Consider the following 24,577-nt stretch of genomic DNA (forward strand, 5'->3'; position numbering starts at 1 on the left):
ATGATCGGCTGGCGCCGGGTATGGCCAAGGGGGAATGATGAACAGCAGGCAGTGGGGACGGGCCGAGGCGGGCTGGCCGGCAAGGGCGGCGGCCACGGTGGCCATGGCGCTTGCCGCACCAGCGGCGTGGGGCGCGCCGGCGCCGGTGCGCACGGTGATCGTGGCCGACCCGGCCAGTTGGGTTCTGCCCCCGCCGCCGATTGCGGCCGCGTCGCCCACCACCGACGCGGCGCTGGCCGCCATCTATAGCGACGCGCAGTACCTGGCGGGGCCAGACGGCATGCAGGCCTATAACGCCGTGCGCTATCGCATCACCAAGCCGCAGGGGCTGGCGGCAGGCAATATCACGCTCACCTGGTCGCCCGATTCGGGCAGCATGGTGCTGCACCACTTGCGCGTGATCCATGGCGGCGCGGTGCGCGACCTGACGCGTACCGCGCAGTTCGCCGTGATGCAGCGCGAACAGAACCTGGAACTGGCCGCCCTGGATGGACGGCTGACCGCCGCCTACCAGATTCCCGGGCTGGAAGTGGGCGACGAGATCGAACTGGCCACCACGCAGACGGTCAAGGACCCGACGCTGCCCGATGCGCGCGGCGATCTCTATCTGTTGCCCCAGGCGAGCGCCACCGGCACGTTTCGCCTGCGCGTGGCCTGGCCGCACGGGCAACCGCTGCGCTGGCAGACCACCCCCGATCTCTCGCTCCAGCCGTTTGCAGGTGGCAAGCTGGATGGAATCGGCGTGGAACTACACGATCCCGCGCCGCCGGCCGACGTGCCGCAGGGCGCACCGCCACGCTATCGCTGGCGCCGGCTGGTGGAATTCACGAACTATCCCAGCTGGCCCGATTTCTCGCGCCGGCTCTTCCCGCTTTACGACAAGGCCGCCCGGCTCGCCCCCGGCAGCCCGGTGCAGGCGGAAGTGGCGCGGATCGCCGCGGCGTCTGCCGATCCCGTGCAACGCGCGGAGGCCGCGCTGCGCCTGGTCGAAGAACAAGTACGCTATGTCTATGTCGGGATGGATGGCGCCAACCTAACTCCGGCCGATGCCGACGTGACATGGCAGCGCCGGTTTGGCGACTGCAAGGGCAAGACCGTGCTCCTGCTGGCACTCCTGCGTGGCCTGGGCATCGAGGCGCAGCCGCTGCTGATCCAGAGCCGCGGCGGCGACGGCCTAGCCGATCGGCTGCCCAATCCGGCGCTGTTCGACCATGTGGTGGTGCGCGCGATCATTGCGGGCAAGCCGGTGTTGCTCGACGGCACGCGGCTGGGCGATCGCTCGCTGGCCATGATCCTGCCGCCACCCTGGCGCCAGGGCCTGCCGATCACGCGCGAAGGCGCCGCCATCCTGAGCCTGCCCTCGCCGCCCCCCACCCTGCCGCGCCTGGTGGCCGTGCTCGACATCGATGACAGCGCGGGCATGAATGCGCGGGCCAAAGTGCGAGCCCGCCACATCGTGCGCGGTGACGAGGCGCTGGCGATCCGCAGCTATCTGAGCGGCCTGCCCGCGGTCGATGCCGAACGCGCGCTGCGCAAGTATTGGCAGGCGCAGGAAAACTGGCTGGTGACCGACAAAGTGGCCTGGGAAACCGACGAGGCCCACGGCGCCCTGGTGCTGAGCGCGCAGGGATTGGGCGACGTGGACTGGGAAGACCTGGGCGATGGGACCCATCGCTATACCCTGCCCGGCGCCGGCTTTGCCCCGCCCGACCGGCTACGCCGGCCCGCCGACCAGGACCAGACCCTGCCCTATGAAACCGACTACCCGGTGTTTCGCTGCTGGGTGACGACGGTGCGCCTGCCGCCCTCCGGGGACACGCGGATGTGGCGCTATCACGCCGCGCCGGTGGACCGTTCATTGGGAGGCGTGGCCTATTGGCGCCAGGTGGGGTTGACCGGCAACGTGATGCGCACGGTGATGAGCCGGCGCGTGCTCTTGCCCGAAATCACCGCGCAGCAGGCCGCCGATCTAAATCGCCAGATACCCGGCTTCGACAACGACATGTCTTCGGTCTACGAGCAGGCCACGTTCAAGGGCGCCGCGCGGCCCAAGGACGATCCCGCGCCGTTTGCCGACGATACCGACTGGCTGGCCGCGAGGACACCATGCAGCGGCCGATGACGCCAAGGTGGGCCGCGCTACCATTGGTGGCGCCCACGCTGGTCATGGTATTGGCGGGCTGCGTGCCCACGCGCCTGCCGGCGCTGGAAGCCACCTTGGCGGCGCAGCCCAGTGCCACGGCGGCGCTGGCACAGTGGTGCAATACTCAAGGCCTGGCCGATCCCGCCACGATTCGCGCCGCTGCCGATCGCACGCCCCGCGCCGCCCCGCCCGCCGTGCGCAGCGCGCTGGGCGTGGCAGTTGGAGAGCCGCTGGGCTTTCGCCATGTGCGGCTTTCCTGCGGGGGCGTGGTGCTGTCGGACGCACAGAACTGGTTCGTGCCGGCGCGGCTGCCCCCGGCGATGAACGACACGCTGGCGCATACCGACACGCCGTTCGGCACGGTGGTGGCGCCCTTGCAGTTTACCCGCCAGCGCCTGGCCGCGCGGCGCGGGCGCATGGCCGAATGCCCGGCGGGCACCGTGCTATCGCACCGTGCGGTGCTGCGCCGGCCCGATGGCGCGGCGATCAGCCTGGTGGTCGAATGCTACACCCGCGCCAGCGTTCAGACGCCGCCAGCCTCGCCGCGCTGATCGACCACGCCGCCTCCGCCACGCTCTCCGCCGCGCAGCTTGGCCAGCGCCGCACCGACCAGCAGGACGGGCTCCAGCACGGCCATGCCAACCAGGATGCCGAGCAGGCGATCGTACCCCGGCGCGATATGCGCCGCTTCCCAGCTGTCGGGCACCAGTACGACCAGGACCGCAAGGGTGAACTGCGTGCCGACATAGCCCCGGCCGTGGTTGCCGTTTTCGAGATGGCGCCCCAGGGCCACGCCCAGCGCGGTGCCGGCCAGCATCAGCCCGGCGCGCGCTGGGCCATGAAGCAGCGCCGCCAGAGCCAGGACCAACGCCGCCAGCAGCCCGCCCGCCAGGCAACCGAGCAGGCGATACCACAGGCGGCGGCTGACCTGGCGCAGCCCGTTGGGGCCGGCAACGGCCGTGACCGGGATCAGCATGACCGCCATGATCGTGATCGCGCCCGACACCAGCGAGGGCAGATCCCACAAGTTGGCCAGGCCCAGCAGCAGCGCCAGTGCCACCCCGCCGCGCGCGCCATGCAGCATGGCATCGGGGCGCCAGCCCACGCCCTGGGGCTTGGGCGCGCGCAGTGCCGGCCAGCGGCGGCGCAGCGTCCAGGCAGATACCAGGCTGACCGCCATGCACGCGGTGGTGCCGGCCAATGTCTCGATCATCCGCATCACGGCAAAGGCCCGCGGATCGGCAAGCGGCATGGCCACGCGATCATAGAGCATCATGGCAAAAGTCAGCCCCATGAACAGCCAGGCATAGGCATGGCGGGCGGTGATTGCGCCATAGAGGCTGATCGTGCCGGCCAGCGCCATGGCCAGGGCCAGGGCAAGCATGTTGCCGCCCAGCGGGCTTTCCAGCAGCAGCAGGCACAGGAGCGCCCCCACCGCCGTGCCGACGATGCGCAGGATCGCGCGGCGCAGGGTTTCCAGCGGATAGCCGCGCATCACCATGTAACCAGTGAACGCGGCCCACGACACGTGCGTGGCGCCGATCAGATGCGCCAGCAGGATCGCGAGCAGGACCGAGGCGACGCATTCCGCCTCGTCCACCAGGCGGGGCGCGAGCGGATCGATGTCTGGCGGAACGGGCGCTGGGGAAGAAGCGGATGAGACGGTCACGACATGATGCCTAGCGCAAACGGAAAGGGGCCGGGAAGGCAAACCTTCCCGGCCCCGTAATCCTGTTCGCCTTGGCGAGCGGCAGCTTAGCTGCCGTGCACCTGGGCAACGTCGATCTTCAGGCCGGGGCCCATCGACGAGGACAGGCCGACCTTGCGGACGTACTTGCCCTTGGCGCCCGACGGCTTGGCCTTGACGATCGCATCGACGAACGCGTCGAAGTTGGCGCGCAGCGCTTCGTTCGAGAACGAGAGCTTGCCGATGCCGCCATGGATAATCCCGGCCTTTTCGACGCGGAATTCGATCTGGCCGCTCTTGGCCGACTTCACGGCGTCAGCCACGTTCGGGGTCACGGTGCCGAGCTTCGGGTTCGGCATCAGGCCCTTGGGGCCCAGCACCTTGCCGAGGCGGCCGACGAGGCCCATCATGTCGGGCGTGGCGATCACGCGGCCGTAATCGAGGTTGCCGGCCTGCATGTCTTCCAGCAGGTCTTCGGCGCCCACGCGGTCAGCGCCAGCGGCCAGGGCCGCTTCGGCCTTGTCGCCACGGGCGAACACGGCAACCTTGACGTCCTTGCCGGTGCCCGAAGGCAGGCTGACCATGCCACGGACCATCTGGTCGGCGTGGCGCGGATCGACGCCGAGGTTCAGCGACACTTCGAGCGATTCGTCGAACTTGGCGCTCTTGAGATCCTTGAGCAGCTGGATGGCTTCATCCACGCCATAGATCTTCTGGTTGTCGCCCAGCTTTTCGACGAGGGCCTTCTGCTTCTTGGTCTGCTTTGCCATGGTCTCAGCCCTCCACAACCTGCAGGCCCATCGAACGGGCAGAGCCCTCGATGATCTTGGCGGCCTGTTCGATGCTGTTCGCGTTCAGGTCCTTCATTTTGGCCTGGGCGATTTCTTCCAGCTGCGAGCGCTTGATGGTGCCGGCCGAAGCCTTGCCCGGAGTCTTCGAGCCCGACTTGATGCCCACGGCCTGCTTGATGAAGAAGGTGGCGGGCGGAGTCTTGGTCACGAAGGTGAACGAGCGGTCCGCATAGACCGTGATCACGGTCGGCAGCGGCGTGCCCTTTTCCACTTCCTGGGTGGCGGCGTTGAATTCCTTGCAGAAACCCATGATGTTGACACCGCGCTGACCCAGCGCGGGGCCGATCGGCGGCGAAGGCTTTGCTTCGCCGGCCTTGATCTGCAGCTTGATATAGCCTTCGATCTTCTTGGCCATGATGGCCTCCTTTCATCCTGTTGGGGCGTCATGCCCCGCAGAGTAAGCGGTGATAGCGAGTGGCCCGAAAGCCGCTCTACCGCGCGGAATCACGGGCAGCGGATGCCGCCCGCGAAGGGAGCGCCCTTAGCAGGCATGGCCGCAATTGCAACCCGAAAGGGCTGCGGCCAGCGCCACGGGCGGTAATTCGGGCAGGCCCGGTTACTTGACCAGTTCGACTTCGTCGAAGCCGAGTTCCACCGGGGTGGCGCGGCCGAAGATCGAGACCGACACCTTGACGCGGTGCTTGTCGAAATCCAGTTCCTCGACCACGCCGTTGAACGACGCGAAGGGACCAGCGTTGACCTTGACCGAATCGCCGATTTCGTAATCGACCGCCACCTGGCGGGCGGGCTGGGCTGCGGCCTGTTCGCGCGCGCCGAAATAGCGAGCGGCTTCCTTTTCGGAAATCGGCTGCGGCTTGCCGTTATGGCCAAGGAAGCCAGTGACCTTGGGCGTGTTCTTGACGAGGTGGTAGATATCGTCGTTCATCGCCAGCTTGGCGAGCACGTAGCCGGGCATGAACTTGCGTTCGACCGCGATCTTCTTGCCGCGCTTCACTTCGGTCACGGTTTCGGTGGGCACTTCCACCGCTTCGACCAGCTGCGACAGGCCGATGCGCTCGGCTTCGGCGATGATCGATTCGCGAACCTTGTTCTCGAAGCCGGAATAGGCGTGGATGATGTACCAGCGGGCCATAATGCGTCTCTTGTGCGAAAGTTTGAAGTTCAGGCCAGCTTGAGCAGCCACTGCACGATCATGCCGAACACGGTGTCGATGCCCAGAAAGAACACCGCCAGGATCAGCATCATGATACCCACGAAAATCGCGGTGGTGGTGGTTTCCTGGCGCGTGGGCCACACCACCTTGCGCGCCTCTGCCTTCACCTGATTGAAGAATTCGCCGGGGCTGGTCTTGGCCATGGCCGTGCTGCCTTCGCTGCCTGAATGAATCACATGCCTTCCGCCTAGGGGCCATCGCCGCCCCGGACAGGTCCGGGAGGGGCAGGTCAAGGCTCCGATGTCGGGAGGTTGGCCGTATCTAAGGCGAAGCGCGGCGCTTGGCAAGGGCAGGCCGTTTGGCAGGCCCTGCCCCGACTGCCGCACGCGCCGGGCAGCATGGCGCAACGATCGGAAACAAGCGGCCGCGCCGACCATTGACTGGGCGAACGGGGCGCAAGCCAAGCGCCCGCACCAGCAACCGAAACACGACACGAGAGGAGCGCCCGATCATGCGCGCAATCGCCGCAACTGCTGCCCTGCTGCTGGGCACTGCGATCAGCCTGCCGGCCATGGGCCAGCAAGCCACCACCCCGCCGCCAAGCGCTGCCACTGCCGCGCGCGGTGCCGCCGCGACCACCGGCACCGGCGGCATCGCTGCCACCACGCAGGCCAGCCCGAATGGCGCCGCGGTTTCGGCAAACGGCACCGGCCGGGCCACCACGGGTGCGCGCACTGGAACCGCCACGACCGTGCCCGGCATGGCCGGATCGACCGCCAGCGCCGCCGGTACCAGCCTGAACGGCGGCAGCCGCGTGGGCGTCCAGGCCAATCGCCGCGGCGTGACCGCACAGGGCGGTGCCACCGGCTCTGCCCAGGGCGCGCTCGATAGCACGACGCGATCGGCCGTCGATCCGATGGGCTCGGCGATGGGCGGCGCCACGGGTTCGACGCTCGGCGGCACGAACCTGGGCGGCACGCTCGGCGCCACGGGCGCTGCGGCGGGCGGCCTGACCGGCGGCCTCTGACCTTTAGCCAAGCACATGAAAAAGGCCGCTACCCGATCGGGGCAGCGGCCTTTTTTCAGCGTTCAGACCATCGCGCGGTTGCGATGGCAGGAGCGGAGGGAGTGCATCAAGTCAATTAAATTAATGGTTTGATATGGCTAACTCACCGTTCGCGTCCCACGCAAACCTGGGGCCTCCCATGCCATCTGTCTAACCAATCCGAAGCCGCTTCCTCGTGCTATCACGCGGTCCAGATACATTATGGATATCCAAAATAGTCCTTGCTGGATTCGTCAATTTTGGATATCCATAATGCATCGAGACGGCGGAGGGCTGGATCGGAGCGGAGCGATAGACATGACCAAGACTTTTACGATCACCGCCGGCACCATCGAAGTTAGCTACGACGCCGTTGATGAAGCTAGCGCGATCAACGCCTACGTTCAGGACGCCGGTTATGCTTCGGTCCAAGCTGCCGCTGACGCCTGCAACCAAACCGTCGAAAATTTCCTGGCCGACATCACCGTGACGGAGGTCTGAAATGCCTCCTCGCAAAGGACGCCCACCACGTGGAGATGGGCAGCGCAAAGTGCTCATTACGCTGAGCGCGCCAGCCTTGGCCTTGATCGACGCGCAGCCAGGCCAACGATCCGCAGCGATCGAGGCGCTCATTCTCAAAGCATATCAATCGGGGGCTTAGGCTCCCGTTTTTCGTTTCTGCCCACACGCAAAGAAACGCAAAGCCAAGCGCCGGCATCAGCGCATCTCCGCGATCGTGGGATTTGCGCGGCAGCCTAGGCCTATAATCGCGATTTCCAGCTTTTCCGGGTAGGGTCCGCAAGTCGGTTATCTCGGTTACATTGGCGGAAATCAGCCATTTTTTCGGCAACATAAAGGGCAACACGGCGGTTATCTGGTAACCTCTATATAAAGGAATATTCCATCTAATTTATATGCAATAACTTCAATGACATAACCTTTCGGGCCAAGAGATATTGCCCATGGATAACCGCCGTGGGGTTACCTAGAAAACGGCAGATTTCCGCCATTTTCTCGGCCATCGCACTGCCATGTAACCGAGATAACCGACTTGCGACGATGGGGGTTGATCCTCAGCCACGGCGAGCGGCGCAGAGCCGGCCCCAAAAATGCAAAATTCGAGACGAAGAAGAGGCAAGCGAGGCGTGGGGGCGAGCGCGGCGCGCGAGGTGACGGGGCGGTGCCCGCCCTCGGCCCACCTCAGGGCCGTTGACTGCTATGTTCCAGTTATGTTCTCACGCGGAGATGCGAATCGCACCTGCCCAGATGGAACGCGTCACCAAGCTCGCGCTGCGCGTGCTGGAGGAGGCGCTCGCCCAGGCCGAGACGGAAATCGTCGAGCCGCACGTGGCGCATCGCCTGGCCCTGCAGTGGCTCGTCGCTGTCGGTGCACTCGAGAACTGGCAGGCCCAAGGGTTCATTGACGCGATGGGTGCTCCCATCCTCACGCCGCATCTCCCCGACGGTGAGCATTACATTCGCCCGACGCTCATGCGCGGCACGCTCCTGGCTGCCTATTATGGATTAGGATATCCTCTGCCGCCGGACGGCCTGCGCGCCTCGCTCGCTCGCCGTTTCGCGACGGAACTGCTTGACCAGGAGACCGGCCAGCCACACCCCTGGATAATGTGCAACCGATACCGCCCAGGCGAGCGCGAGACGATCCGCCAGCACTTTGGTGCCAACCTATGGCGTCAGGTCAATGATGGGCCTACCATCGTCCACCCCAAGGAACCTGGCTGGGTTGTGCGCGCGGTGGACGGCGAGATGGTGCTCGACCAGATGACGTGGGGGTTCCCGGTCGTTCTGCGCGGAAAGCAGGGCCAGCCATTGAAGCCCAAGCCCGTGAACAACGCCCGGTTCGACAAGCTCGCGGGCTTTTGGGCGCGGTGGGCAGGACCGGCGCACCGATGCTTGATCCCGACCTCTGCCTATGCCGAACCGGTCGGAGAATCTGGCTCGATGACAACCGCCTGGCTGACATTGCGCTCCACGTCGACATTCGCGTGGGCAGGCCTGTGGCGCGACAGCGAGGCGTGGGGGCCGGTTTATACCGGCGTGATGACGCGCAACGCTCCCGAGTTGGCTTCGATCCATGATCGGTCACCAGTGATCCTGGCGCGCGAGGACTGGGATACCTGGCTAAACGCCCCGTTGGCCGATCTGCAGCGGTTCGATCGACCTTGGCCTGCAGACGATGTTTTTGTCATGCCCACCAGCATTTCATGGAAAGACGGTGGCCGTGAATCCCTGGTAACTTGGAGCTGGGAGGCAGGGCAGCATCGCGCCCCGCCGCCCACTAGCCCCTTCAGTTCGAAATGATCACTTCTCCCACGACACGGCTCTGCGCCATGCCGCCCACGGTATAGCGCACCGGCACAGCCTCCATCGTGAAGCCGTCGAATATCCGCCGCACCTCGGGCCGGTCATTGAGCGACAGGATGAAGCGGCCCTTGATGCCGCGCAGCTGCTCGGCCATCGCCTCGAACTGGCCTCGTTCGAACAGATCGCGGCCATAGTCTCCCTCGCAGCCAAAATATGGGGGATCGAGATAGAACAGCGTCCCCGGCCGATCATAGCGCGCCAAGAAGTCCGACCAAGGCAACCGCTCGATTACGACGCTGGAAAGCCGCTCGTGCGCCGCCTCGAGAACAGGCCCGATCTTGGCCACGTCAAACCGCGCTGGTCCGTCAGTGGCAACGCCAAACGTCCGCTGCGCCACCTTCCCGCCAAAGGTAAGCTTCTGAAGGTAGAGGAACCGCGCCGCCCGCTCGAGATCGGTCAGCGTCGAAGGATCCTGCCCGCGCAACCGCTCAAACCCCGCGCGCGAAGTCACCTGCCACCGCAGCATGTCCATGAACGCCACATAGTGCCGCTGCAGGATGCGGAAAAACGTGGCGACATCCTCGGACCAATCGTTGATCACCTCGCATTTCGGGCGTTGGTCGCGGCGGAAAAACACCCCGCCCATACCTACAAAAGGCTCGGCATAGAGCCGGTGCGGCACCGCGTTGATGTGGGCAACCAGGCGTTTTGCCAGCATCTTCTTGCCGCCGATGTAGGGCGCAGGCGGGCGCGTGGGGCTGACCGGCTCGAGCTGGTCCAGCACGTTCGACAACATCGCAATTGTTCCTTATATGTTCTCGCCGCCGAGTCGGCAGGCGGGATGGCCTCGGGTGGGCCTGTCTGGGGACATGACGATCTGCGGTCGTCGGAATGGGGCGTTGCACCGCCCCCTTCCCCCGCCTCTGCCGGCGGGCGGAAATCCTATAGCGCTCCTGCCGGCACGCGGGTGCCATCCTGCTTGATCACGCTGCGATCGCTGCACACGTAATCGCGGAAGGCCAGCACCGGCAGACCGGTCCAGTCGTTGAGCCGGAGCATACGCCGCATGATCGGCACGATCTCGGTCTCGAAGAACGCGTCGCGGGTCTGGCTCACATTGCCCAGCCCACCGGCAGCCTGGGGGATCACGCCAATCAGGATCGGCGGGGTGCGGTGCGCAGCCAGCATGTCGTCGCGGCTGATGTTCTTCACCGCCGAAAATTCGTCTTTCGCGGTCACATCGGCGATCGGCATGATCTGGATGCCATCCTTTTTCCCCTTGGGGATATAGACCAGCATGTTCTTGAAGTTGCCCACGCCCTTGGAACTGCCCAGCTGCTCTTCGATGGCGTCGACGGTGGCCTGGTCGGCAAGCGGCTCGCTCACATAGAACACGAAGCCTGCATGCGCCCCATTGAGGTAATAGCGGCGCCGGAACAGCGTCGCGTTCTCACTCAGCAGCCCGCTTTGCAGCGCCGAAAGCCATTCCGGCAGGCCATAGATTTCCTGCGCCACGTCGGGCTGTTGCAAGTGGAAAATGGTGCCAGGCGCATAGGCATGTTCATCGCCGCGCGCGCAGTTGGTCCACCAAAACACGTTTGGATCGATGCCGGCGCGCGTGTGGATGGCTGGGCTATGCGCGAGGGCGGCGATGCGCCCGCCCAGGTTCGGCACGCTCTCGAGATAGGCATTGCCCATCTGCAGGAAATCCAGCGCCCAGCGCTCGAACACGTCGGCCGCCAACCACCGCGATGGCGTCTGTTGCGCCACCAGCAGATTGACCTTAAGGCCGATCGCGCTGCGGTGATAGGGCGACACGTTGAAGGTCTGCGACAGCCGCGCCATGGGCAGCGGCGGCTCGTACCAGCGGCCGTTGTGCCAAATCTCGAAATACTGGGCCAATTCGCGCCGATCGAGCACGCTTTCCGGCTCGCCGAAGCGGAACACCTTGGCCGGGGCGTGGCTGGCCTGTTCCTCGGGCTGATCGGCCAGGGCCAGGGCGGTCGAGCTGGGTTCGGTCATCATCGGTCCTGTCAGTTGAGGAAGCGCACGCGCCCGGCCGGCGCCTGAATCTCGGCCCCGGCATCAAGCGGTTCGTTGGAAAGGGCATGGAGGATCGCCCAGGCAATATCGGCGTGCCCGATCTCGCCGTTGCGCCGCGCGGTATAGGTTACGCCGCGCTGGCTCCCGGTCAGCGTTGGGCGGATGGCCATGAAGGCCTGCATCACGTCGGTCCAACCGGCATCGAATTCGATACGGCCGGCGCGGAAGACGTTCTGGCCCTTAATCACTAGGGCGGTCTTGGTGGCCACCGAATATTCGATCTTGCGCGCCAGCGGGAACCACTTGCTCACCAGTTCCCACACCGCTTGGCCATGCCCTGTGGTGTCGATCGATATGTCGGTGACGTTGTAACGCTTGCAGACCGCGCGGATAGCGTCGGCCTGGCCCGCGAAGTCCAACCCGTTGAGCCGGATCTTCTCGAGCACCCGAAATTTACCCCCCGGTTTTTCAGGGGGCGCGAGAACGGCTAGCGCGGCATCGTCCCGGCCCTGCTTATTCGGGTCATAGCCCAGCCACACCGGCTTATCGCCAAACGGCCGCCCACCAGGGATCTCGATCAGCGCGGGCGCGAAATCTCGCCACTTGTAGAAGCTGTCGACCCGCGCCGGGGCGAGGCGCACATAGGGGAACGAGCTTTCGGAATCGTCGATGTCCTCGCATTCGAACAGGTTGCGGAACCGCTCGTCCGAATACTCGCGGCGCAGCTCGTCCACGTCGACCAGCTTGCCCAGGCCCTTGGCCACCGCGTCATGGATGGTGACGAGCTGTTGCCAGCTGCCATCGGGCATGATCGCGCCGTTCCGCAGATTGCGATGCGAGATGTCGAACGGCTGTTGCTCGCCTTTCGCGCGCCCGGCATTCCACTCCTCGCCCGACCAGAAGCCATAGGACTGGTGCGTCTTGGTCGAAGGCGTCGAGAAATAGGTCTTTTTGTAGATCTTGTGCGTGGCCATGCCGCTAGCCACGCCGTTCAGCTCGGTGAACCCGTGCACCCACGCGAATTCATCGAAGTAGAAGTCCCCGCTCTCGCCCTGGGCCGTGGCGCTGTTCGTGGACAGCGGATAAAAGCCCACCGCATCCATCGCCGGCAGCGCCTGGGGCTCGCCGTCCTCGTCCGTCTCCGCCGGAAACGACAGGTCGAGCATGATGGGGTTGCCCTTCAGCTCCACCCCGGTCACGCGCCGCACCCATTTCACGATTTCGCGGCGGAACTTGTTGGCCTGGCGCTGGGAAGCCGAAAGGAAGATTTGGTTGCGCGGTGCCGCGTCCATTTCGCCGTCCAGCGTCGCCAGGATGGCTTCGGCCACTTTGGCGACCGATTCCCGGCTGAAATAGACGGTGGCGCCGATCTGGCGGCTCTTGCGGATCTTGCGCACGCGCTGATGGCGCTGCTCCCACCACTCGGCCTGGTAGTCGAAACACCAGTCGTGGAAATCATCCAGCAGCGCCTGCCACTGCTCGCGCGACAGGAAATTCTTGCGCTTGTCCGCGCGCTTGGCCTTCGCCTCCTCGTTGTTGCGCTTCTCGATCTTGGGGTTGAGATCGCCCTCGCGCCCGGTCTTGTCGAATTTGCGGATCCGCGCGGCGCGCTCGAGCTGGCGCATCATGAAGTCGGCACGCTTCATGTCGCCTTCGGTGAAGGGCTCCTTGTCGAGCAGCGTGGCAAGGCGTGCCTCGAGCCGATCCTCGACCACGGCGATCGGCGCGTCGTCGTCCCAGGCATCGCGGCTCTTCCACGCGGCAAGCGTTCCATATTTCACGCCCAGCTCGGCCGCGATCTGCGTCAGCTGCCACCCGCGATGGTAGAGCGAGCGCGCCTGCCGGCGCTGGGCGCGCGCCACCTGCCGGCTGATCGCCGGGGCGTCGTCGTCCGCGTCGGTTGGGGTGATCTGATGCATGGCCAAAGCCATGCACCCCGAAATGGGCCGCCTGTCGCCCTGCTGGCCGGGTAGAGCCCGCCTCTACCGCGCGCCCGCGTTGCCGATGCGGCGCCGGGCTGGCTCAAGGGCAACTGCACACGGGTCGCCGCAGCCGGCCCAGCCAACAGGACCGCCCAGGAGCACCCGATGAAGACCAAGCCCTTCCTGCTCGCCACCGCCGGCTCGACTGTCGATGGCCGCACCATCGATGACGCGATGCTGCAACAGATCGCCTCGAGCTACGACCCCAAGACCTATGGTGCGCGGCTCAACATCGAGCACATTCGCGGCGTCACGGGGGAAAGCCCCTTTCGCGCCTATGGCGACGTGGTGGAGCTGTCGATCGGCAAGACCGACGTCAATTTCAATGGCAAGAAGGAAACGCGCACGGCGCTGTTTGGCGTGTTCGACGTCAACGAGGACGCCAAGAAACTCAACGATGCCGGGCAGAAGGTCTATCCCTCGATCGAGATCGAGCCGAACTTCGCGGGCAAGGGCTTTGCCTACCTCATGGGCTGCGCCCTCACCGACAGCCCCGCCTCGATTGCCACCCAGCGCCTGGAATTCAACCGCTCGCTGCCAGGGGTGCTCACCGTGGCGGGTGAACAGGCAGAAGCGCTGGAGTTTCCCGAAGACGGCGAAGCCACCAGCACCGGCCTGATTGCCGCGTTCACGGCTGCGCTGGATCGCGTCGCGTCCAAGTTTACGCCCGCGCCCAAAACCGACCCTGCGCCTCAAGCCGATCCGGCCCAACCCGCCGCGCTGGACTTTGCCCAGCTTCGCCCGCTGTTCGAAGAAATGGGCACCGGCTTCGCCAAGGCCGTCGCCGATCTGCGCAACGAATTCCGCGCGGATACCGATGCCCTCGCGGTCGAGCTGCAGAAGCTGAAGGCCACCCAGGAAAAGACCCCGGCCCACGACTATCGCGCGCGCACCCGCGCCGATGGCGGCGCCACGAGCTACGCCGACGTCTTCTAAGCCGTCACCCGCCCGCCCCGCACCCCGTCACCACAGGACCTGAAACACATGGGTTATCAACTCTCCGATCGCGGCCGCCGGGCGCTCGACGGTCTCTTCACCGCCATCCAGCAGCGCAACGGCGCCACGCGCGGCGTGGGCAAGCAGTTTTCGCTCGAACCGGCATCCGAGCAGCGGCTCGAGGATCTCCAACGCGAAAACGTCGGCTTTCTGCAGCGCATCAACGTGCCCGGCGTTCGCGATCTCAAGGGCCAGGTCATCGGCCTGGGCACTGCAAACATGGTGGCTTCGCGCCGTTCGCGCCCCAACCTGCCGCGCCAGCCCAAATATGCCGGACAGCTGCAGGATCGGAAGTGGGAGCTGCACAGCACCCTGTTCGACACCTGGCTGCCCTGGGAACTGATCGACAATTGGTCGCGCTTCCCCGATTTCGCCACGCGCTATTCGCGCCAAGTCGCCATCTCGGTCGGGCTTAGCCGCATCATGGTGGGCTGGCACGGCACCACGGCGGCCGACGACACCGATGCCGACGAAAACCCCATGGGCGAAGACGTCAACATCGGTTGGCTGCAGAAGCTGCGCCTGGAACGTCCCGACCATGTCATGGGCCGCAACACGGTCACGGCCGGTGGCGTCACCACCGCGACGGGCACGGCCAAGCCGATCTACATCGGCAAGGACAGCAACACGGCCGATGGCGATTACAAAAACATCGATGCCCTAGCCTATGACCTGATCGCCGGTATGCCGAGTTGGGCGCGAACCTCGACCGATCACGTCGTAATCGTGTCGCAGGATCTGGTCGACGAGAAGTATTTCCCGATGATCAATCGCCCGCTGTCCGACACCATCGACGGCGGCAAGTCCACCAGCGACCAGGTCACCACGGACATCGTCATGTCGGCCAAGCAGATCGGCGGGCGCCCCGCCGTGATCGTCCCGTTCTTCCCCGAAGGCACGATGATGATCACGCCGCTCGGCCAGCCCAGCGTGCCCGACAGCAGCAACCTTTCGCTCTACTACCAAGAAGGCTCGCGCCGCCGCTACATCAAGGACGAGCCGGAAAACATGGCGTCGCTGGTCGACTACAACTCGGTCAACGAAGGCTACGTGATCGAAAGCACCGATCACGCGGTGATGGCCGAGAACATCACCTTCGGCGACCGCCCGTAATACCGAGGGCTGTGATGGGGAACCTGCCATGGCCGGCGGCACCCCGGAGCCAGCGCACCGCAGGGGAGGCCACGCGCCCCTGCGGACCACCCGCAACAGGACCAAGCCCATGAGCAGCCCTTTCCGCCGCCATAAGCAGCGGGTGCAGGCCATCCGCGCCGGCGCCGCCCCGTCCACCCAAAGCACGGCGCCGGCCGAGCCGGACACCAGCACGCCCGAGGGCAAGGAATATGCCGCCCTGCGCGTGCTGCTCCACGACAACCTGCGCGCCCTGAAGGACATCGCCAGCCACGAGGCGCGCATTCCCAAGAAGCGCGAATTCGCTGGCGCTTTCGAAGCCTGGATCAAGGGCGCGCTCGAGGCCGGCGACCAGGGCAAGGCGGCACAGGACGAAATCCTCGTCACCAACATGCTCTGGGCGATCGACTATCGCGATTTCGACTATGCCCTTGCCCTGGCCGAGCATGCGATCCGCTTTCACCTGGTGCTGCCCGGCTTCAACCGCACGATTGCGTGCGTCGTCGCCGAGGAAATCGCCGAGCGAGCCTTGGCCCAAGCCGAGACTGTCCCGCACGAAGCGCTTTTGCGCACGCTCGAACTGGTCCACGGCGCCGACATGCCCGATCCGGCATTGGCCAAGCTCTACAAGGCCCTCGGCCGCAGCTTCGCGCGCAAGGCCGACGATTTCGACCCGGCGGCCGACAATGCCCCTGCCGGCGGCAAGGCCGCCTATATCGAAGCAGCCCTCAACACGCTGTCCCGCGCCCTCGTCCTCGATCGCAACATCGGCGTGAAGAAGGACCTCGAGCGGCTCGCGCGACAGAAGAAAACCCTGGCCGAGCAGGCAGCCACCGCCACCACCTGATCCACGAATCGCCCACGGCGCTGGGGGGCGGATGGCGGGTTGTGCAGCCGCTGTGCGGTGACGCCCAGCCAACCATCCCCACCCCCCAAAACCTCAAGGAAACGTCCCATGTCCACCGGCGTCATAGCCGTCCCCGCCGCCCCTTGGGATCCCGATGACGCGCAGGTTGTGGCCGATGGCTGGTTCCCGGCAGTCAAGTTGGACACCGTGCGCTACTCGGTGCGCCTGGGCAAAGGCACGATCACAACCCAGCGGCTGACCATGGCGATAGAGGGCGGCATGCTGCACGCATTCCGCGAGCTGGCAGACTGGCGCACAGCCAAGGCCGCTGCGGGAATCGCGAAACTCGAAGACGTCACGGCAGACCAGCTGAACGGCGCCAATCTGGCTGTGAAGCTGTGGGAGCGCATAGTGACCAATTTCGCCGCAGCCGATCTCTATGCATCCGATCGCGATGTCAGCGCCACCGATCAGGGCCTTGATCGCGCCGCTGAAAAGGACACAGCCGCCGATGAAGCCCGTCGCATTGCCCTAGGCGCCGTGGCCGATCTGCGTTCCATCGGCGGTTCATCGGTAGGCCGCAATCGCGTGAGGCTCATATGAGAATTGGCGAGGTGACGCCAAACGAACGCGAAGTGATTGACCATCTGGTCAACGCTTGGAATGCCTTCGTCGCGCTGCCTGTGGAGCATCCCGACGATGTATCCGAATTTCGCCGCTCACTGCATCATCTACAAGCGCTGATCCTGATGCGGTCTGGCCGTCGAACTATGAATGATCCGAAGGCATGAGCACGTACCGCACTGCCACCACGCTCCAAGACGAAACCGTAGACGAAGTCTGCTGGCGCGTGCTGGGCTATACCCGCACCGTGGTCGAGCAGGTCCTCGACCTGAACCCCGGCTTGGCCGCGCTTGGCCCACGCCTCCCCACCGGCACCACGATTATCCTGCCAGAGGCCTCGTCCTCGGCCGCCACCCAAACCCTCGAAACTGTGAGCTTGTGGGACTGATGCGCAAGGATGACAGCCTCCGCCAGCTGCTCGCCACGTCGATCGAGGATCTGGCCAACTCCCCCGAGCGCCTGCGCATCTGGGTCGACCGCGGCACCGTGCAATGCCGGCAGACTGCGACGTTTGGCTTCACCATGTCCTACCGCGTCAACGTCCTGCTCATGGATATGACCACTGATATCGCTGCAGTGGTCTACGTGATCTGCGCCTGGCTACGGGTCAACCAGCCCGACCTGCTCGCCCCAGGCAAGGATGCCTTTACGCTGGATCACGATGTCATCGACACCGAAACCTATGATGCGATGATCCAGATCGACCTTACCCAGAACGTCACCTGCGCGCTCAACGCCCAGGGGAAGATGCAGGTAACCTATCTGGCCGAGCCCGATCCTCTCTTTTCCGACGATCGTCCCTTCCCGGGCCTCGATGCTATCCCCGTTCTCAAGGCGGTATCTGTCACCGGCGAGGGCCAGATTGCTCCCTTCGATCCGGCCGCGTGATGGCTGACGAAGATCTCGGCCGGCTCGACGAATGGTTCGGCCGCATCCTGCATGGACTGTCCCCGGCCGAGCGCAAGCGCGCCGCCATGAAGCTGGGCCAGGCCCTACGCCGCGCGAACCTCAAGCGCATCAGCTCCAACACCAACCCGGACGGCACGCCGTTCGAACCGCGCAAGGCCCGCTATGATCGCAAGGGCCGGCTGCGCATGAAGGCCGGCGCCAAGATGTTTCGCGGCTTGCGCATGGCCAAGCAGTGGAAGATCGATGCCGATCAGGATGGCGTGGAAATCGCGCCCGTGTCGCCCGTGGCAGCACGCATGGGCCGGGTCAGCCAGTTCGGCGAGACGATCACTGTGGGCCGCCTGCGCAGCGGCAAGCGCATCCGCGCCCGCTATCCCGAACGCCGCCTGCTCGGTCTTTCCGCCGAAGACGAAGATCTGGCCATGCTGATCGCGGCCGAAATGATCGAGCCGGACTAGGTAGAGCCAGCCTCTACCCGCCCAACGCCTCCCCGCGCGCGCGAAGCGGCGCCATGCCGGGGCAATGGCTGACAGCACCACCGCGATTGACCTTTCCCAGCTCCCCGCCCCCACGGTGGTGGAGCAGCTCTCCTATGAGGACATCCGCGCCCAGGCCGTTGCCAAGATGGTCGAGGATCTGCCGACCTTTGACGCGACGGTGACCAGCGACCCTGCCGTCAAGGTGCTCGAGGTTTACGCCTATCGCGAGCTGTTGCTGCGCCAGCAGTTCAACGAGCGGGCCAAGCAAGTCATGCTGGCCTATGCCACCGGCACCAATCTCGACCAGTTGGGCGCGCTGCTCAACGTCGCGCGCCTGATCGGCGAACTGGACGATGCTTACAAGGCGCGTATCCAGCTGGCACCCGAGGCGTTTAGCGTGGCCGGGCCGGCCAGCGCCTATCGCTACTACGCGCTCTCGGCCGCGAACACGATCGCGGACGCCAGCGTGACCAGCCCCCGGCCCGACGATATCCGCGCGCTGGTGCTGGGCTTGTTGGCCGATCACGGCGCCGACGCTAGCCTGGTCGCGGCGATGACCGCCGCGCTCGATGACGCGACCTGGCCGGGCACCGTGATTGTGGCTCTGCTCTCGGCCCAGGGCGATGGCTCGGCCAGCGATGACGAGATCGAGGCGGTAGAGCTGGCCATTGCCGATGACGAGGACGTGCGCCCGCTGACCGATTGGCCGCAGGTGCGCTCGGCGCAGATCATCGATTACGAGATCGATATCGACCTGGTGCTGTTCAGCGGCCCGGACGAGACGGTGGTGCTCGCCGCCGCGCAGGCCGGGGTGGAAGCCTACAAGGCCGCTTCGCGCAAGATGGGACGCTCGATCACGCGGGCCGGGCTCTATGCCGCCGCCGTTGTGGCAGGCGTGCAGAACGCCGTGGTCAACCTGCCAGCCACCGATGTGACGATCGGCAAGCTGCAATGCGCCAATTGCGTGGGCACCGCGGTGAGGATTGCCGGCCGTGTCGAGTGATAGCCTGCTCCCGCCCAACTCCACGCCGCTCGAGGTAGCCCTCGCGCGCCTGGGCCTGCGCTTCGACGATATCGATCTGCCGATCGAGCAGCTGTGGGACCCGGCCACTTGCCCTATTGCCGTGCTGCCGTGGCTGGCCTGGTCGCTCTCGGTCGACAAGTGGGATGCCGAGTGGAGCGAGGAAGAGAAGCGCGCCGTCACCGCCCGCGCCATCGCCGACCAGCGCCGCAAGGGCAGCGTCACGGCGGTAAAGGCCGCGTTGGCCGAGATCGACAGCCTGTTGACGCTGGTGGAATGGCACCAGGCGTCCCCGCGCGGTGTGCCGCACACCTTTGCCGTGCACCTGCCCGCGATCGGCGCCGATGGCGTGGCCGGCGGCGCGCGCGTCTCGGCCGCCACCACCGCGCAGATCATTGCCGACGTTATGCGAGTGTCACCGGCGCGCAGCCATTTCGACGTCGTGATCGACCTGGCGTTGGCGGGTGCTACCGCCGCCACTGGCGCCGCGCATGCCGCGCTCTATCGCCGCGTTGCCGCTGGGCCTGACACGAGCGGAACCGATTGGGCCGTGCTGATCACCGACGAAATCGGCGAACCGCTGACCGACGACACCGGCCAATTTCTCGATGGGAGTGCCTGATGACCGCGCTTGTCCTGCAAATCACCAACGCGGGCCGCGCGGCCATGGTCGATCCGGTCGGCGGCGGCACGCGCACGGTGCGCATCGCTGCGGCGGGACTGACCCAGGCCGCCTTCGTGGCCGCGCCCACGCTCGAAGCGCTGCCCGGCGAGTTCAAGCGTATCGCCACGGTCTCGGGCCAAGCCGTCGCGCCCGATACCGTGCACCTCACCCTGCGCGACAGCGGCACCGATGCTTATGCGGTGCGCGGCTTCGGGCTCTACCTCGAGGATGGCACGCTGTTCGCGGTCTATGGCCAGGCAGATGCCATCCTCGAGAAAGCGGCGGCAGCGACGTTCTACCTCGCCATCGATTGGACACTCGAGGCCGCAGACGTGGCCGCGATCACGTTCGGCGACACCACGTTCCTCAATCCGCCCGCGACGGAAGAGGTTGCCGGCGTAGCCGCACTCGCGACTGTCGCCGAAGCGCTGGGCGGCCTGGTCGCAAACAAGGTGATCACCCCGGCCACCATGGCGCAAGTGCTGGCCGGCTATGTCAATGCTGCGCAGCTGGGCGCGGCCGGCGGCGTCGCCACGCTCGGCGCCGATGGCAAGCTGGCGGTGGAGCAGCGCCCGGCGATCGACCTGATCGACGTGTGGCCGGTGGCCGATCAGGCCGCGATGCTCGCCAAGGCGGACGCGACGGTGGGCGATTTCGCGGTGCGGGCAGACAATGGCCTGGTCTATGTGCTGCAGGCCCTGCCACCCAGCACGCTGGGCAACTGGCTCGAGATCACCACGCCTTCGCCGGTCGGTTCGGTCAACGGCAAGGTCGGCGCGGTGGTGCTCAATGCCGGCGACGTCGGCGCAGTGCCCACTGGCCGAAAGGTGCAAACCGGCGGTGGCCTGCTGACAGGCGGGGGCACGCTGGCGGGCGATATCACCGTGGCGCTCACAGCCGCCGGCCCCGCCGAGGCAGCGGCCGGCGCGGCGGGGGACAAGGTGCTCACTCCCGCCAGCCTTGCCACGATCCTGGCCACACTGGCCAGCAAAGCCAATGGCGCGGCTACCGTCTCGGCCGGCGGCCTGCTCACCGGCGGCGGCGCGCTGGCGGGCAATCCCACGATCAATCTCGCAGCGGCCAGCGCGGCCGAGATCCTCGCCGGCACCGAAGCGGGCAAGGCGGTGACCCCGGCGGGGTTGGCCGGCCTGCCTAGGAGCCTCACCCCCAACGGCTTCTGGACGCTGCCCGGCGGGCTCAAGCTGATGTGGGTCCAGGTGCGCCAGCTGATCAACACCGAGCGCGTGATCACCGTGGCCTATCCCGACAGCTTTACCACCTTCGTGGCGCCGATTGCCCTGACCGGGTGGAACAGCGTGTTTTCCATCAGCCGCGACCTCTGGCTGCAGTTCGTGGGCGAGCCGGGTCTCTCCAACTGCACGATCCAGACCCAATCCGACGACGGCCAGGACATGCGCCTCGACGGCTTCAACGCCTTTCTGCTGGGGGTGTGACGATGTCCCATATCTACTACAGCGCCGCGCGCGGCGGCTTCTTCCACGCCGCCAACCATGCCACGCTGCCCGACGATGCGGTGCGCATCCCGCGCCTGCGTTACCGGCAGCTGATGGAAGCCCAGGCGCAGGGCCGCCAGATCGTGGCGAACGACCGGGGGCGCCCCGTGCTGGCCGCTATCGTGGCGCCGAGCCTCGAGCAGCTGCGCGCCCAGGCCACCGCCGCCGTCAATCGCGAAGCCGCGCGCCGCATCAAGGCCGTAGCCACGCTCGAGCGCCAGACCAACGACAACGCGCTGATCGCGCAGGCCGCCCTAGCCGCCGCCAATGGCGCATTAACGCCCGCCGCCACCGGCGCGCCTGCACCGGCGGCCCTAGCCGACGCGCTGGCCCGCCGCACCGCGATCGACGCCATCCGCGCCACGTCCAACCGCATTGCTGCCCTGATCGCGCAAATGCCGGCAGCGAACCTCACCGACTTTGACGCCACGGCCGAGCGGCTGTGGGTGGAGGGCTGATTCATGGCCAAGATTTCCGACCTGCCGCTGGTCGAAACGCCCGACGGCAGCGAAACTGCCGTGGTCCTGAAGGATGGGGTGGCCAAACGCGCACCCTTTGAAGCGCTCGTTTCTGCGGCAGCGGCCGAGATCCTCGCAGCCATGCAACTGGCCGGCCAACAAGCGGCAGACAAGGCAATCCTGGCGGGCCACTACGCCAACGACGGAGCTAATGCCGATGTGCCGGGGGGTACGCCGGGCGAACGCGGCGCGAAGTATTGGGCAGGGCAAGCGGCGGCCAGCGCAGCCCTGTCTACCGATGCAGCCAAAGCGGTGCTGGGCTGGCTTGACCCGGTCGAATACGAAGCCTGCGGCCTGGCATGGGCGATCGTCGATGGAGATTTCCGCGTTCTAGCCAGCGCGGCACTTACTGCGCCGCAAGCCTATTTCACGGCCACGGGCCTCTACTGGTCGGGCCAGACGATCGGCGCGCTCGATGCCGTCGAATATGAAGCTTGCGGCTATGCCAACCCGATCGTGGACAGCGATTATCGCTTGCTCTCCGGCACCTCGATCTTTGTACCGACCGCGACCGCCGTGCCCGTCGTCGCCACCGCGCTCACTTGGGGCGGGCAGAGCATCACGGCGCTCGATCCTGACGAGTATGAGGCCTGCGGTTATTTCAACGTGCTGGCCGATGGTGACTTTCGCATCCTAGCCGGAACCTTGCGCAACCCAACGCCGGTTGCCGCGGCTTCGACGGTCAGTGCCGATACGCTTTATGACCTGGCAGAGATCACCGATGGCGCCGGAAAGACCCAGACAGTTTCGATCTCACGCGCCACCGGCATTACCGCCCAGATTTCGCCCGCCGGCTCCAACAACCTGGCGCGCGGCGTGCGCTCCGATGGCTACGCCGTCTACAAGTCCGACCGCGCCAATGCCGCGCCCGGCTCGCTCTACGCGCGGCTGCTGACCGGAACTGCCCTTGGGGCTGAAATCCCGGTCATCCCCTATCGCAAGATCATCGGGATCGGCGACAGCCTTACCTACATGGGCGGCAGCGACGGGACCAATAGCGCCTATTGGCAGTTGACGGCCGCCCTGCTCGGCGCTGGATGGACGAGCCAGGGCTTTGGCATTTCCGGGCAGACGCAAGACCAGATCGCGGCCCGCTGGGGTGTCTTGCCGATCTACGTCACGCTAACCGGGAACACGCTGCCGGCATCCGGCCCGGTGATCGTCACGGCGATCAACCAGAACCCGATCAGCGGCCAGATCCACTATGCGATCCATGGCCGGCTTGGCCCCAACGGCCCTTATGCAAAACTGCAACGCGACGGGGACGAAGGGACCTCTTCGAATTACATCCTAACGCAGGATGCCGGCGGCGGCGCCGTGGCCATTCCGCCCGGCACGCAGTTCATCCCCGATAGTGCGTATTGGGGCTCTTCGACCGCGCTCATCCCTTATCCTTACGATGGCATCTTCGTTGCCTGGATGGGGCGGAACAACCCTGGCAACGCCTTTAGCATCGTCGATCGCGTCCAGCGTGTTCTGGCGACTCAGAAGACGCTTACCAGGCGCTTTATCGTTCCGCTGATCCTCCCCGGCGTGGGTGACGAAACCGGCACCTCCACACGCGCGGTGATCGAGGCGAGCAACGCGGCCATCAAGGCGGCATTTCCCAACAACTGGGTCGATTTTCTGCCCGCGCTTCAAGGCGGCAGCAACGGCTCGGCCCAGGACATCGCCGATGTGGCCAACGGGCTCATACCGTCTTCGCTGCGCCTCAAGGACAGCGATGGCGTCACCATCGACTTCCTGCACCCCAACGCGGCCGGCCGCGCCATCGAAGCCCAGGTGCTTCGTGACTTCATCGTAGCAAAAGGATGGACCCTCTGATGCCTACCCCTTTCTTTGGCCAGCAGATTGCCGGCTCCACCGGCCGCACCGATCTGCCCAAGCTCCGCCGCGACTATCTGATCGACGATGGTTGCAAGGGCCTGTTCGATTTTGGCCGCAAATGGGGCTACGCGGGCCAGGCCAGTCCCGCTGCTGCCGCAGCCCCTATCCGCCCCTATCGCCGCGAAGGCACGCCCACGACCGTGATCGGCACGCCGACCTGGACTGGCGGCATGATGAACCTGCGCGGGGCCGGGCAGAAGATCCTATTGCCGGCCGCCGACTGGCTTATGACGGCAGCGGCAACCAGCTTCTCGATCGGGGGCTTTTTCAAGATCTTCACCTCGGGGTTCACCCCGCTCCCAGGCTCGGGCACCGCCTCGGCCGACGTCTTCGTGGCGTGTCAGGCCAATGGTGCCAATGCGCAATACCGCTTGAACACGCTCTACGACACCAGCGGCAACGTCACCAAGGTCTACCTCGGGTTCAATGGGAGCCTGTTCGACGTGACCAGCGTCACCCCGATGGATAACGCGGTCCACCACTACGCCATATCGTTCCTGCAAGTCTCGCCCACGACCTGGCAGGGCTTCTTCTATGTCGACGGCGTTTTGGTCTACACGACGCCTGCGCAGAATTATTCGGGGGCCCTGGTAGTCCCGACTAGCAACATTGGTCTCGGCGCCGCTTACACCGCATCATGCAACTGTGCTGTTGGGCGCATTTGGCTGTGGGATCATTCCGTAGCCGGAGTGAAGGCCATTGCCGCGTTGCTCGCTGCCGACATTGCCCAGAATGGCGGGCGGTTCAACTAAGCGGTAAGCCCGGCCTCTACCCGCCCACCCGGTCCCCCCGCGCGC

At 65.8% G+C, this 24,577-nt stretch carries 27 protein-coding genes; 19 read left to right on the forward strand and 8 right to left on the reverse strand.

Annotation, left to right across the window (positions count from 1 at the left end):
- Positions 1-34 precede the first annotated feature (34 nt).
- Together R9J51_RS01310 and R9J51_RS01315 are read left to right on the forward strand one after the other, a co-directional pair.
- Positions 35-2,122 (forward strand): DUF3857 domain-containing protein, encoded by a 2,088-nt coding sequence (locus tag R9J51_RS01310; RefSeq protein ID WP_179562303.1) that lies wholly within the window; start codon positions 35-37, stop codon positions 2,120-2,122.
- Complete coding sequence (locus R9J51_RS01315; RefSeq protein WP_218847440.1) at positions 2,119-2,694, forward strand: hypothetical protein; 576 nt, start codon at positions 2,119-2,121, stop codon at positions 2,692-2,694. Before R9J51_RS01310 ends, R9J51_RS01315 begins: the two co-directional genes overlap by 4 nt.
- Here R9J51_RS01315 and R9J51_RS01320 read toward each other — a convergent pair.
- The 5 genes from R9J51_RS01320 to secE form a co-directional block, all read right to left on the reverse strand.
- Positions 2,667-3,812 carry an FUSC family protein gene (locus tag R9J51_RS01320; protein WP_432787763.1) on the reverse strand — a complete coding sequence of 382 codons (1,146 nt, stop codon included), beginning with the start codon at positions 3,810-3,812 and terminating at the stop codon, positions 2,667-2,669. The two genes, R9J51_RS01315 and R9J51_RS01320, sit on opposite strands and share 28 nt — an antisense overlap.
- 86 nt (positions 3,813-3,898) lie before the next feature.
- Positions 3,899-4,600 (reverse strand): 50S ribosomal protein L1, encoded by a 702-nt coding sequence (gene rplA / locus R9J51_RS01325; RefSeq protein WP_022675307.1) that lies wholly within the window; start codon positions 4,598-4,600, stop codon positions 3,899-3,901.
- Positions 4,601-4,604: 4 nt separating this feature from the next.
- Positions 4,605-5,036, reverse strand: coding sequence for a 50S ribosomal protein L11 (gene rplK, locus R9J51_RS01330; RefSeq protein ID WP_022675306.1), 432 nt, complete (start codon positions 5,034-5,036; stop codon positions 4,605-4,607).
- A gap of 201 nt (positions 5,037-5,237) precedes the next feature.
- A complete protein-coding gene (gene nusG, locus R9J51_RS01335) occupies positions 5,238-5,774 on the reverse strand; it encodes a transcription termination/antitermination protein NusG (protein WP_168556316.1) in 537 nt (178 codons plus the stop codon).
- Positions 5,775-5,803: 29 nt separating this feature from the next.
- Positions 5,804-5,998, reverse strand: a complete 195-nt coding sequence (gene secE / locus R9J51_RS01340; protein ID WP_168556315.1) for a preprotein translocase subunit SecE — start codon at positions 5,996-5,998, stop codon at positions 5,804-5,806.
- A 308-nt stretch (positions 5,999-6,306) separates the two neighbouring features.
- On the opposite strand from secE, the gene R9J51_RS01345 reads away from it, so the two are divergent.
- The 3 genes from R9J51_RS01345 to R9J51_RS01355 all read left to right on the forward strand — a co-directional run bounded on the left by R9J51_RS01345 (position 6,307) and on the right by R9J51_RS01355 (position 9,162).
- Positions 6,307-6,822, forward strand: a complete 516-nt coding sequence (locus R9J51_RS01345; RefSeq protein ID WP_179505642.1) for a hypothetical protein — start codon at positions 6,307-6,309, stop codon at positions 6,820-6,822.
- 336 nt (positions 6,823-7,158) lie between these two features.
- Positions 7,159-7,341, forward strand: a complete 183-nt coding sequence (locus tag R9J51_RS01350) for a hypothetical protein (RefSeq protein WP_179505643.1) — start codon at positions 7,159-7,161, stop codon at positions 7,339-7,341.
- A gap of 765 nt (positions 7,342-8,106) precedes the next feature.
- Positions 8,107-9,162 (forward strand): SOS response-associated peptidase, encoded by a 1,056-nt coding sequence (locus R9J51_RS01355; protein WP_432787764.1) that lies wholly within the window; start codon positions 8,107-8,109, stop codon positions 9,160-9,162.
- Here R9J51_RS01355 and R9J51_RS01360 read toward each other — a convergent pair.
- From R9J51_RS01360 to R9J51_RS01370, 3 genes are all read right to left on the reverse strand, one after another.
- Complete coding sequence (locus tag R9J51_RS01360; RefSeq protein WP_179505644.1) at positions 9,149-9,961, reverse strand: DNA adenine methylase; 813 nt, start codon at positions 9,959-9,961, stop codon at positions 9,149-9,151. The genes R9J51_RS01355 and R9J51_RS01360 overlap by 14 nt on opposite strands.
- Before the next feature lie 146 nt (positions 9,962-10,107).
- Positions 10,108-11,190: a phage portal protein gene (locus tag R9J51_RS01365; RefSeq protein ID WP_432787766.1), complete on the reverse strand. Its 1,083-nt coding sequence runs from the start codon at positions 11,188-11,190 to the stop codon at positions 10,108-10,110.
- A gap of 8 nt (positions 11,191-11,198) precedes the next feature.
- A complete protein-coding gene (locus R9J51_RS01370) occupies positions 11,199-13,127 on the reverse strand; it encodes a terminase large subunit domain-containing protein (protein ID WP_179505645.1) in 1,929 nt (642 codons plus the stop codon).
- A 168-nt stretch (positions 13,128-13,295) separates the two neighbouring features.
- On the opposite strand from R9J51_RS01370, the gene R9J51_RS01375 reads away from it, so the two are divergent.
- From R9J51_RS01375 to R9J51_RS01440, 14 genes are all read left to right on the forward strand, one after another.
- A complete protein-coding gene (locus R9J51_RS01375) occupies positions 13,296-14,126 on the forward strand; it encodes a GPO family capsid scaffolding protein (RefSeq protein WP_179505646.1) in 831 nt (276 codons plus the stop codon).
- 48 nt (positions 14,127-14,174) lie between these two features.
- Complete coding sequence (locus tag R9J51_RS01380; RefSeq protein ID WP_179505647.1) at positions 14,175-15,299, forward strand: P2 family phage major capsid protein; 1,125 nt, start codon at positions 14,175-14,177, stop codon at positions 15,297-15,299.
- 109 nt (positions 15,300-15,408) lie between these two features.
- Positions 15,409-16,164: a phage terminase small subunit gene (gpM, locus tag R9J51_RS01385; RefSeq protein ID WP_179505648.1), complete on the forward strand. Its 756-nt coding sequence runs from the start codon at positions 15,409-15,411 to the stop codon at positions 16,162-16,164.
- A gap of 108 nt (positions 16,165-16,272) precedes the next feature.
- Complete coding sequence (locus tag R9J51_RS01390; RefSeq protein ID WP_179505649.1) at positions 16,273-16,767, forward strand: head completion/stabilization protein; 495 nt, start codon at positions 16,273-16,275, stop codon at positions 16,765-16,767.
- 32 nt (positions 16,768-16,799) lie between these two features.
- Positions 16,800-16,955, forward strand: a complete 156-nt coding sequence (locus tag R9J51_RS01395; RefSeq protein WP_432787767.1) for a hypothetical protein — start codon at positions 16,800-16,802, stop codon at positions 16,953-16,955.
- On the forward strand, positions 16,952-17,176 hold the full coding sequence (locus R9J51_RS01400; protein ID WP_179505651.1) for a tail protein X: 225 nt from the start codon (positions 16,952-16,954) through the stop codon (positions 17,174-17,176). Before R9J51_RS01395 ends, R9J51_RS01400 begins: the two co-directional genes overlap by 4 nt.
- Positions 17,176-17,676, forward strand: a complete 501-nt coding sequence (locus R9J51_RS01405; RefSeq protein WP_179505652.1) for a phage tail protein — start codon at positions 17,176-17,178, stop codon at positions 17,674-17,676. The genes R9J51_RS01400 and R9J51_RS01405 overlap by 1 nt, the downstream gene beginning before the upstream one ends.
- Complete coding sequence (locus tag R9J51_RS01410; RefSeq protein ID WP_179505653.1) at positions 17,676-18,155, forward strand: phage virion morphogenesis protein; 480 nt, start codon at positions 17,676-17,678, stop codon at positions 18,153-18,155. Before R9J51_RS01405 ends, R9J51_RS01410 begins: the two co-directional genes overlap by 1 nt.
- Before the next feature lie 64 nt (positions 18,156-18,219).
- Positions 18,220-19,179 carry a baseplate J/gp47 family protein gene (locus tag R9J51_RS01415; RefSeq protein WP_179505654.1) on the forward strand — a complete coding sequence of 320 codons (960 nt, stop codon included), beginning with the start codon at positions 18,220-18,222 and terminating at the stop codon, positions 19,177-19,179.
- Positions 19,169-19,819, forward strand: a complete 651-nt coding sequence (locus R9J51_RS01420) for a phage tail protein I (RefSeq protein WP_179505655.1) — start codon at positions 19,169-19,171, stop codon at positions 19,817-19,819. Before R9J51_RS01415 ends, R9J51_RS01420 begins: the two co-directional genes overlap by 11 nt.
- Entirely contained in the window at positions 19,819-21,315 is a 1,497-nt protein-coding gene (locus R9J51_RS01425) for a hypothetical protein (RefSeq protein ID WP_179505656.1), read from the forward strand. Before R9J51_RS01420 ends, R9J51_RS01425 begins: the two co-directional genes overlap by 1 nt.
- Positions 21,316-21,317: 2 nt before the next feature.
- The gene (locus tag R9J51_RS01430) at positions 21,318-21,833 is read left to right on the forward strand and encodes a hypothetical protein (protein WP_179505657.1); all 516 of its coding nucleotides are present in this window, start codon (positions 21,318-21,320) and stop codon (positions 21,831-21,833) included.
- A gap of 3 nt (positions 21,834-21,836) precedes the next feature.
- A complete protein-coding gene (locus R9J51_RS01435) occupies positions 21,837-23,717 on the forward strand; it encodes a hypothetical protein (protein WP_179505658.1) in 1,881 nt (626 codons plus the stop codon).
- Complete coding sequence (locus R9J51_RS01440; RefSeq protein WP_179505659.1) at positions 23,717-24,532, forward strand: hypothetical protein; 816 nt, start codon at positions 23,717-23,719, stop codon at positions 24,530-24,532. The genes R9J51_RS01435 and R9J51_RS01440 overlap by 1 nt, the downstream gene beginning before the upstream one ends.
- Positions 24,533-24,577 lie beyond the last annotated feature (45 nt).

The organism is Novosphingobium rhizosphaerae, assembly GCF_050920675.1.
In the GTDB taxonomy this organism is placed as follows: domain Bacteria; phylum Pseudomonadota; class Alphaproteobacteria; order Sphingomonadales; family Sphingomonadaceae; genus Novosphingobium; species Novosphingobium rhizosphaerae.

What these genes read in the sequence shown, in the direction of transcription:
- R9J51_RS01430 (WP_179505657.1), top strand. Translation starts at nt 21,318, where the DNA reads ATGTCCCATATCTACTACAGCGCCGCGCGCGGCGGCTTCTTCCACGCC.
- R9J51_RS01390 (WP_179505649.1), top strand. Translation starts at nt 16,273, where the DNA reads ATGTCCACCGGCGTCATAGCCGTCCCCGCCGCCCCTTGGGATCCCGAT.
- R9J51_RS01415 (WP_179505654.1), top strand. Translation starts at nt 18,220, where the DNA reads ATGGCTGACAGCACCACCGCGATTGACCTTTCCCAGCTCCCCGCCCCC.
- R9J51_RS01310 (WP_179562303.1), top strand. Translation starts at nt 35, where the DNA reads ATGATGAACAGCAGGCAGTGGGGACGGGCCGAGGCGGGCTGGCCGGCA.
- R9J51_RS01365 (WP_432787766.1), bottom strand. Translation starts at nt 11,190, where the DNA reads ATGATGACCGAACCCAGCTCGACCGCCCTGGCCCTGGCCGATCAGCCC.
- secE (WP_168556315.1), bottom strand. Translation starts at nt 5,998, where the DNA reads ATGGCCAAGACCAGCCCCGGCGAATTCTTCAATCAGGTGAAGGCAGAG.
- R9J51_RS01435 (WP_179505658.1), top strand. Translation starts at nt 21,837, where the DNA reads ATGGCCAAGATTTCCGACCTGCCGCTGGTCGAAACGCCCGACGGCAGC.
- R9J51_RS01380 (WP_179505647.1), top strand. Translation starts at nt 14,175, where the DNA reads ATGGGTTATCAACTCTCCGATCGCGGCCGCCGGGCGCTCGACGGTCTC.
- gpM (WP_179505648.1), top strand. Translation starts at nt 15,409, where the DNA reads ATGAGCAGCCCTTTCCGCCGCCATAAGCAGCGGGTGCAGGCCATCCGC.
- R9J51_RS01355 (WP_432787764.1), top strand. Translation starts at nt 8,107, where the DNA reads ATGGAACGCGTCACCAAGCTCGCGCTGCGCGTGCTGGAGGAGGCGCTC.
- R9J51_RS01400 (WP_179505651.1), top strand. Translation starts at nt 16,952, where the DNA reads ATGAGCACGTACCGCACTGCCACCACGCTCCAAGACGAAACCGTAGAC.
- R9J51_RS01350 (WP_179505643.1), top strand. Translation starts at nt 7,159, where the DNA reads ATGACCAAGACTTTTACGATCACCGCCGGCACCATCGAAGTTAGCTAC.
- R9J51_RS01345 (WP_179505642.1), top strand. Translation starts at nt 6,307, where the DNA reads ATGCGCGCAATCGCCGCAACTGCTGCCCTGCTGCTGGGCACTGCGATC.
- R9J51_RS01370 (WP_179505645.1), bottom strand. Translation starts at nt 13,127, where the DNA reads ATGCATCAGATCACCCCAACCGACGCGGACGACGACGCCCCGGCGATC.
- R9J51_RS01410 (WP_179505653.1), top strand. Translation starts at nt 17,676, where the DNA reads ATGGCTGACGAAGATCTCGGCCGGCTCGACGAATGGTTCGGCCGCATC.
- R9J51_RS01375 (WP_179505646.1), top strand. Translation starts at nt 13,296, where the DNA reads ATGAAGACCAAGCCCTTCCTGCTCGCCACCGCCGGCTCGACTGTCGAT.
- R9J51_RS01315 (WP_218847440.1), top strand. Translation starts at nt 2,119, where the DNA reads ATGACGCCAAGGTGGGCCGCGCTACCATTGGTGGCGCCCACGCTGGTC.
- R9J51_RS01425 (WP_179505656.1), top strand. Translation starts at nt 19,819, where the DNA reads ATGACCGCGCTTGTCCTGCAAATCACCAACGCGGGCCGCGCGGCCATG.
- R9J51_RS01405 (WP_179505652.1), top strand. Translation starts at nt 17,176, where the DNA reads ATGCGCAAGGATGACAGCCTCCGCCAGCTGCTCGCCACGTCGATCGAG.
- R9J51_RS01440 (WP_179505659.1), top strand. Translation starts at nt 23,717, where the DNA reads ATGCCTACCCCTTTCTTTGGCCAGCAGATTGCCGGCTCCACCGGCCGC.
- R9J51_RS01360 (WP_179505644.1), bottom strand. Translation starts at nt 9,961, where the DNA reads ATGTTGTCGAACGTGCTGGACCAGCTCGAGCCGGTCAGCCCCACGCGC.
- rplA (WP_022675307.1), bottom strand. Translation starts at nt 4,600, where the DNA reads ATGGCAAAGCAGACCAAGAAGCAGAAGGCCCTCGTCGAAAAGCTGGGC.
- nusG (WP_168556316.1), bottom strand. Translation starts at nt 5,774, where the DNA reads ATGGCCCGCTGGTACATCATCCACGCCTATTCCGGCTTCGAGAACAAG.
- rplK (WP_022675306.1), bottom strand. Translation starts at nt 5,036, where the DNA reads ATGGCCAAGAAGATCGAAGGCTATATCAAGCTGCAGATCAAGGCCGGC.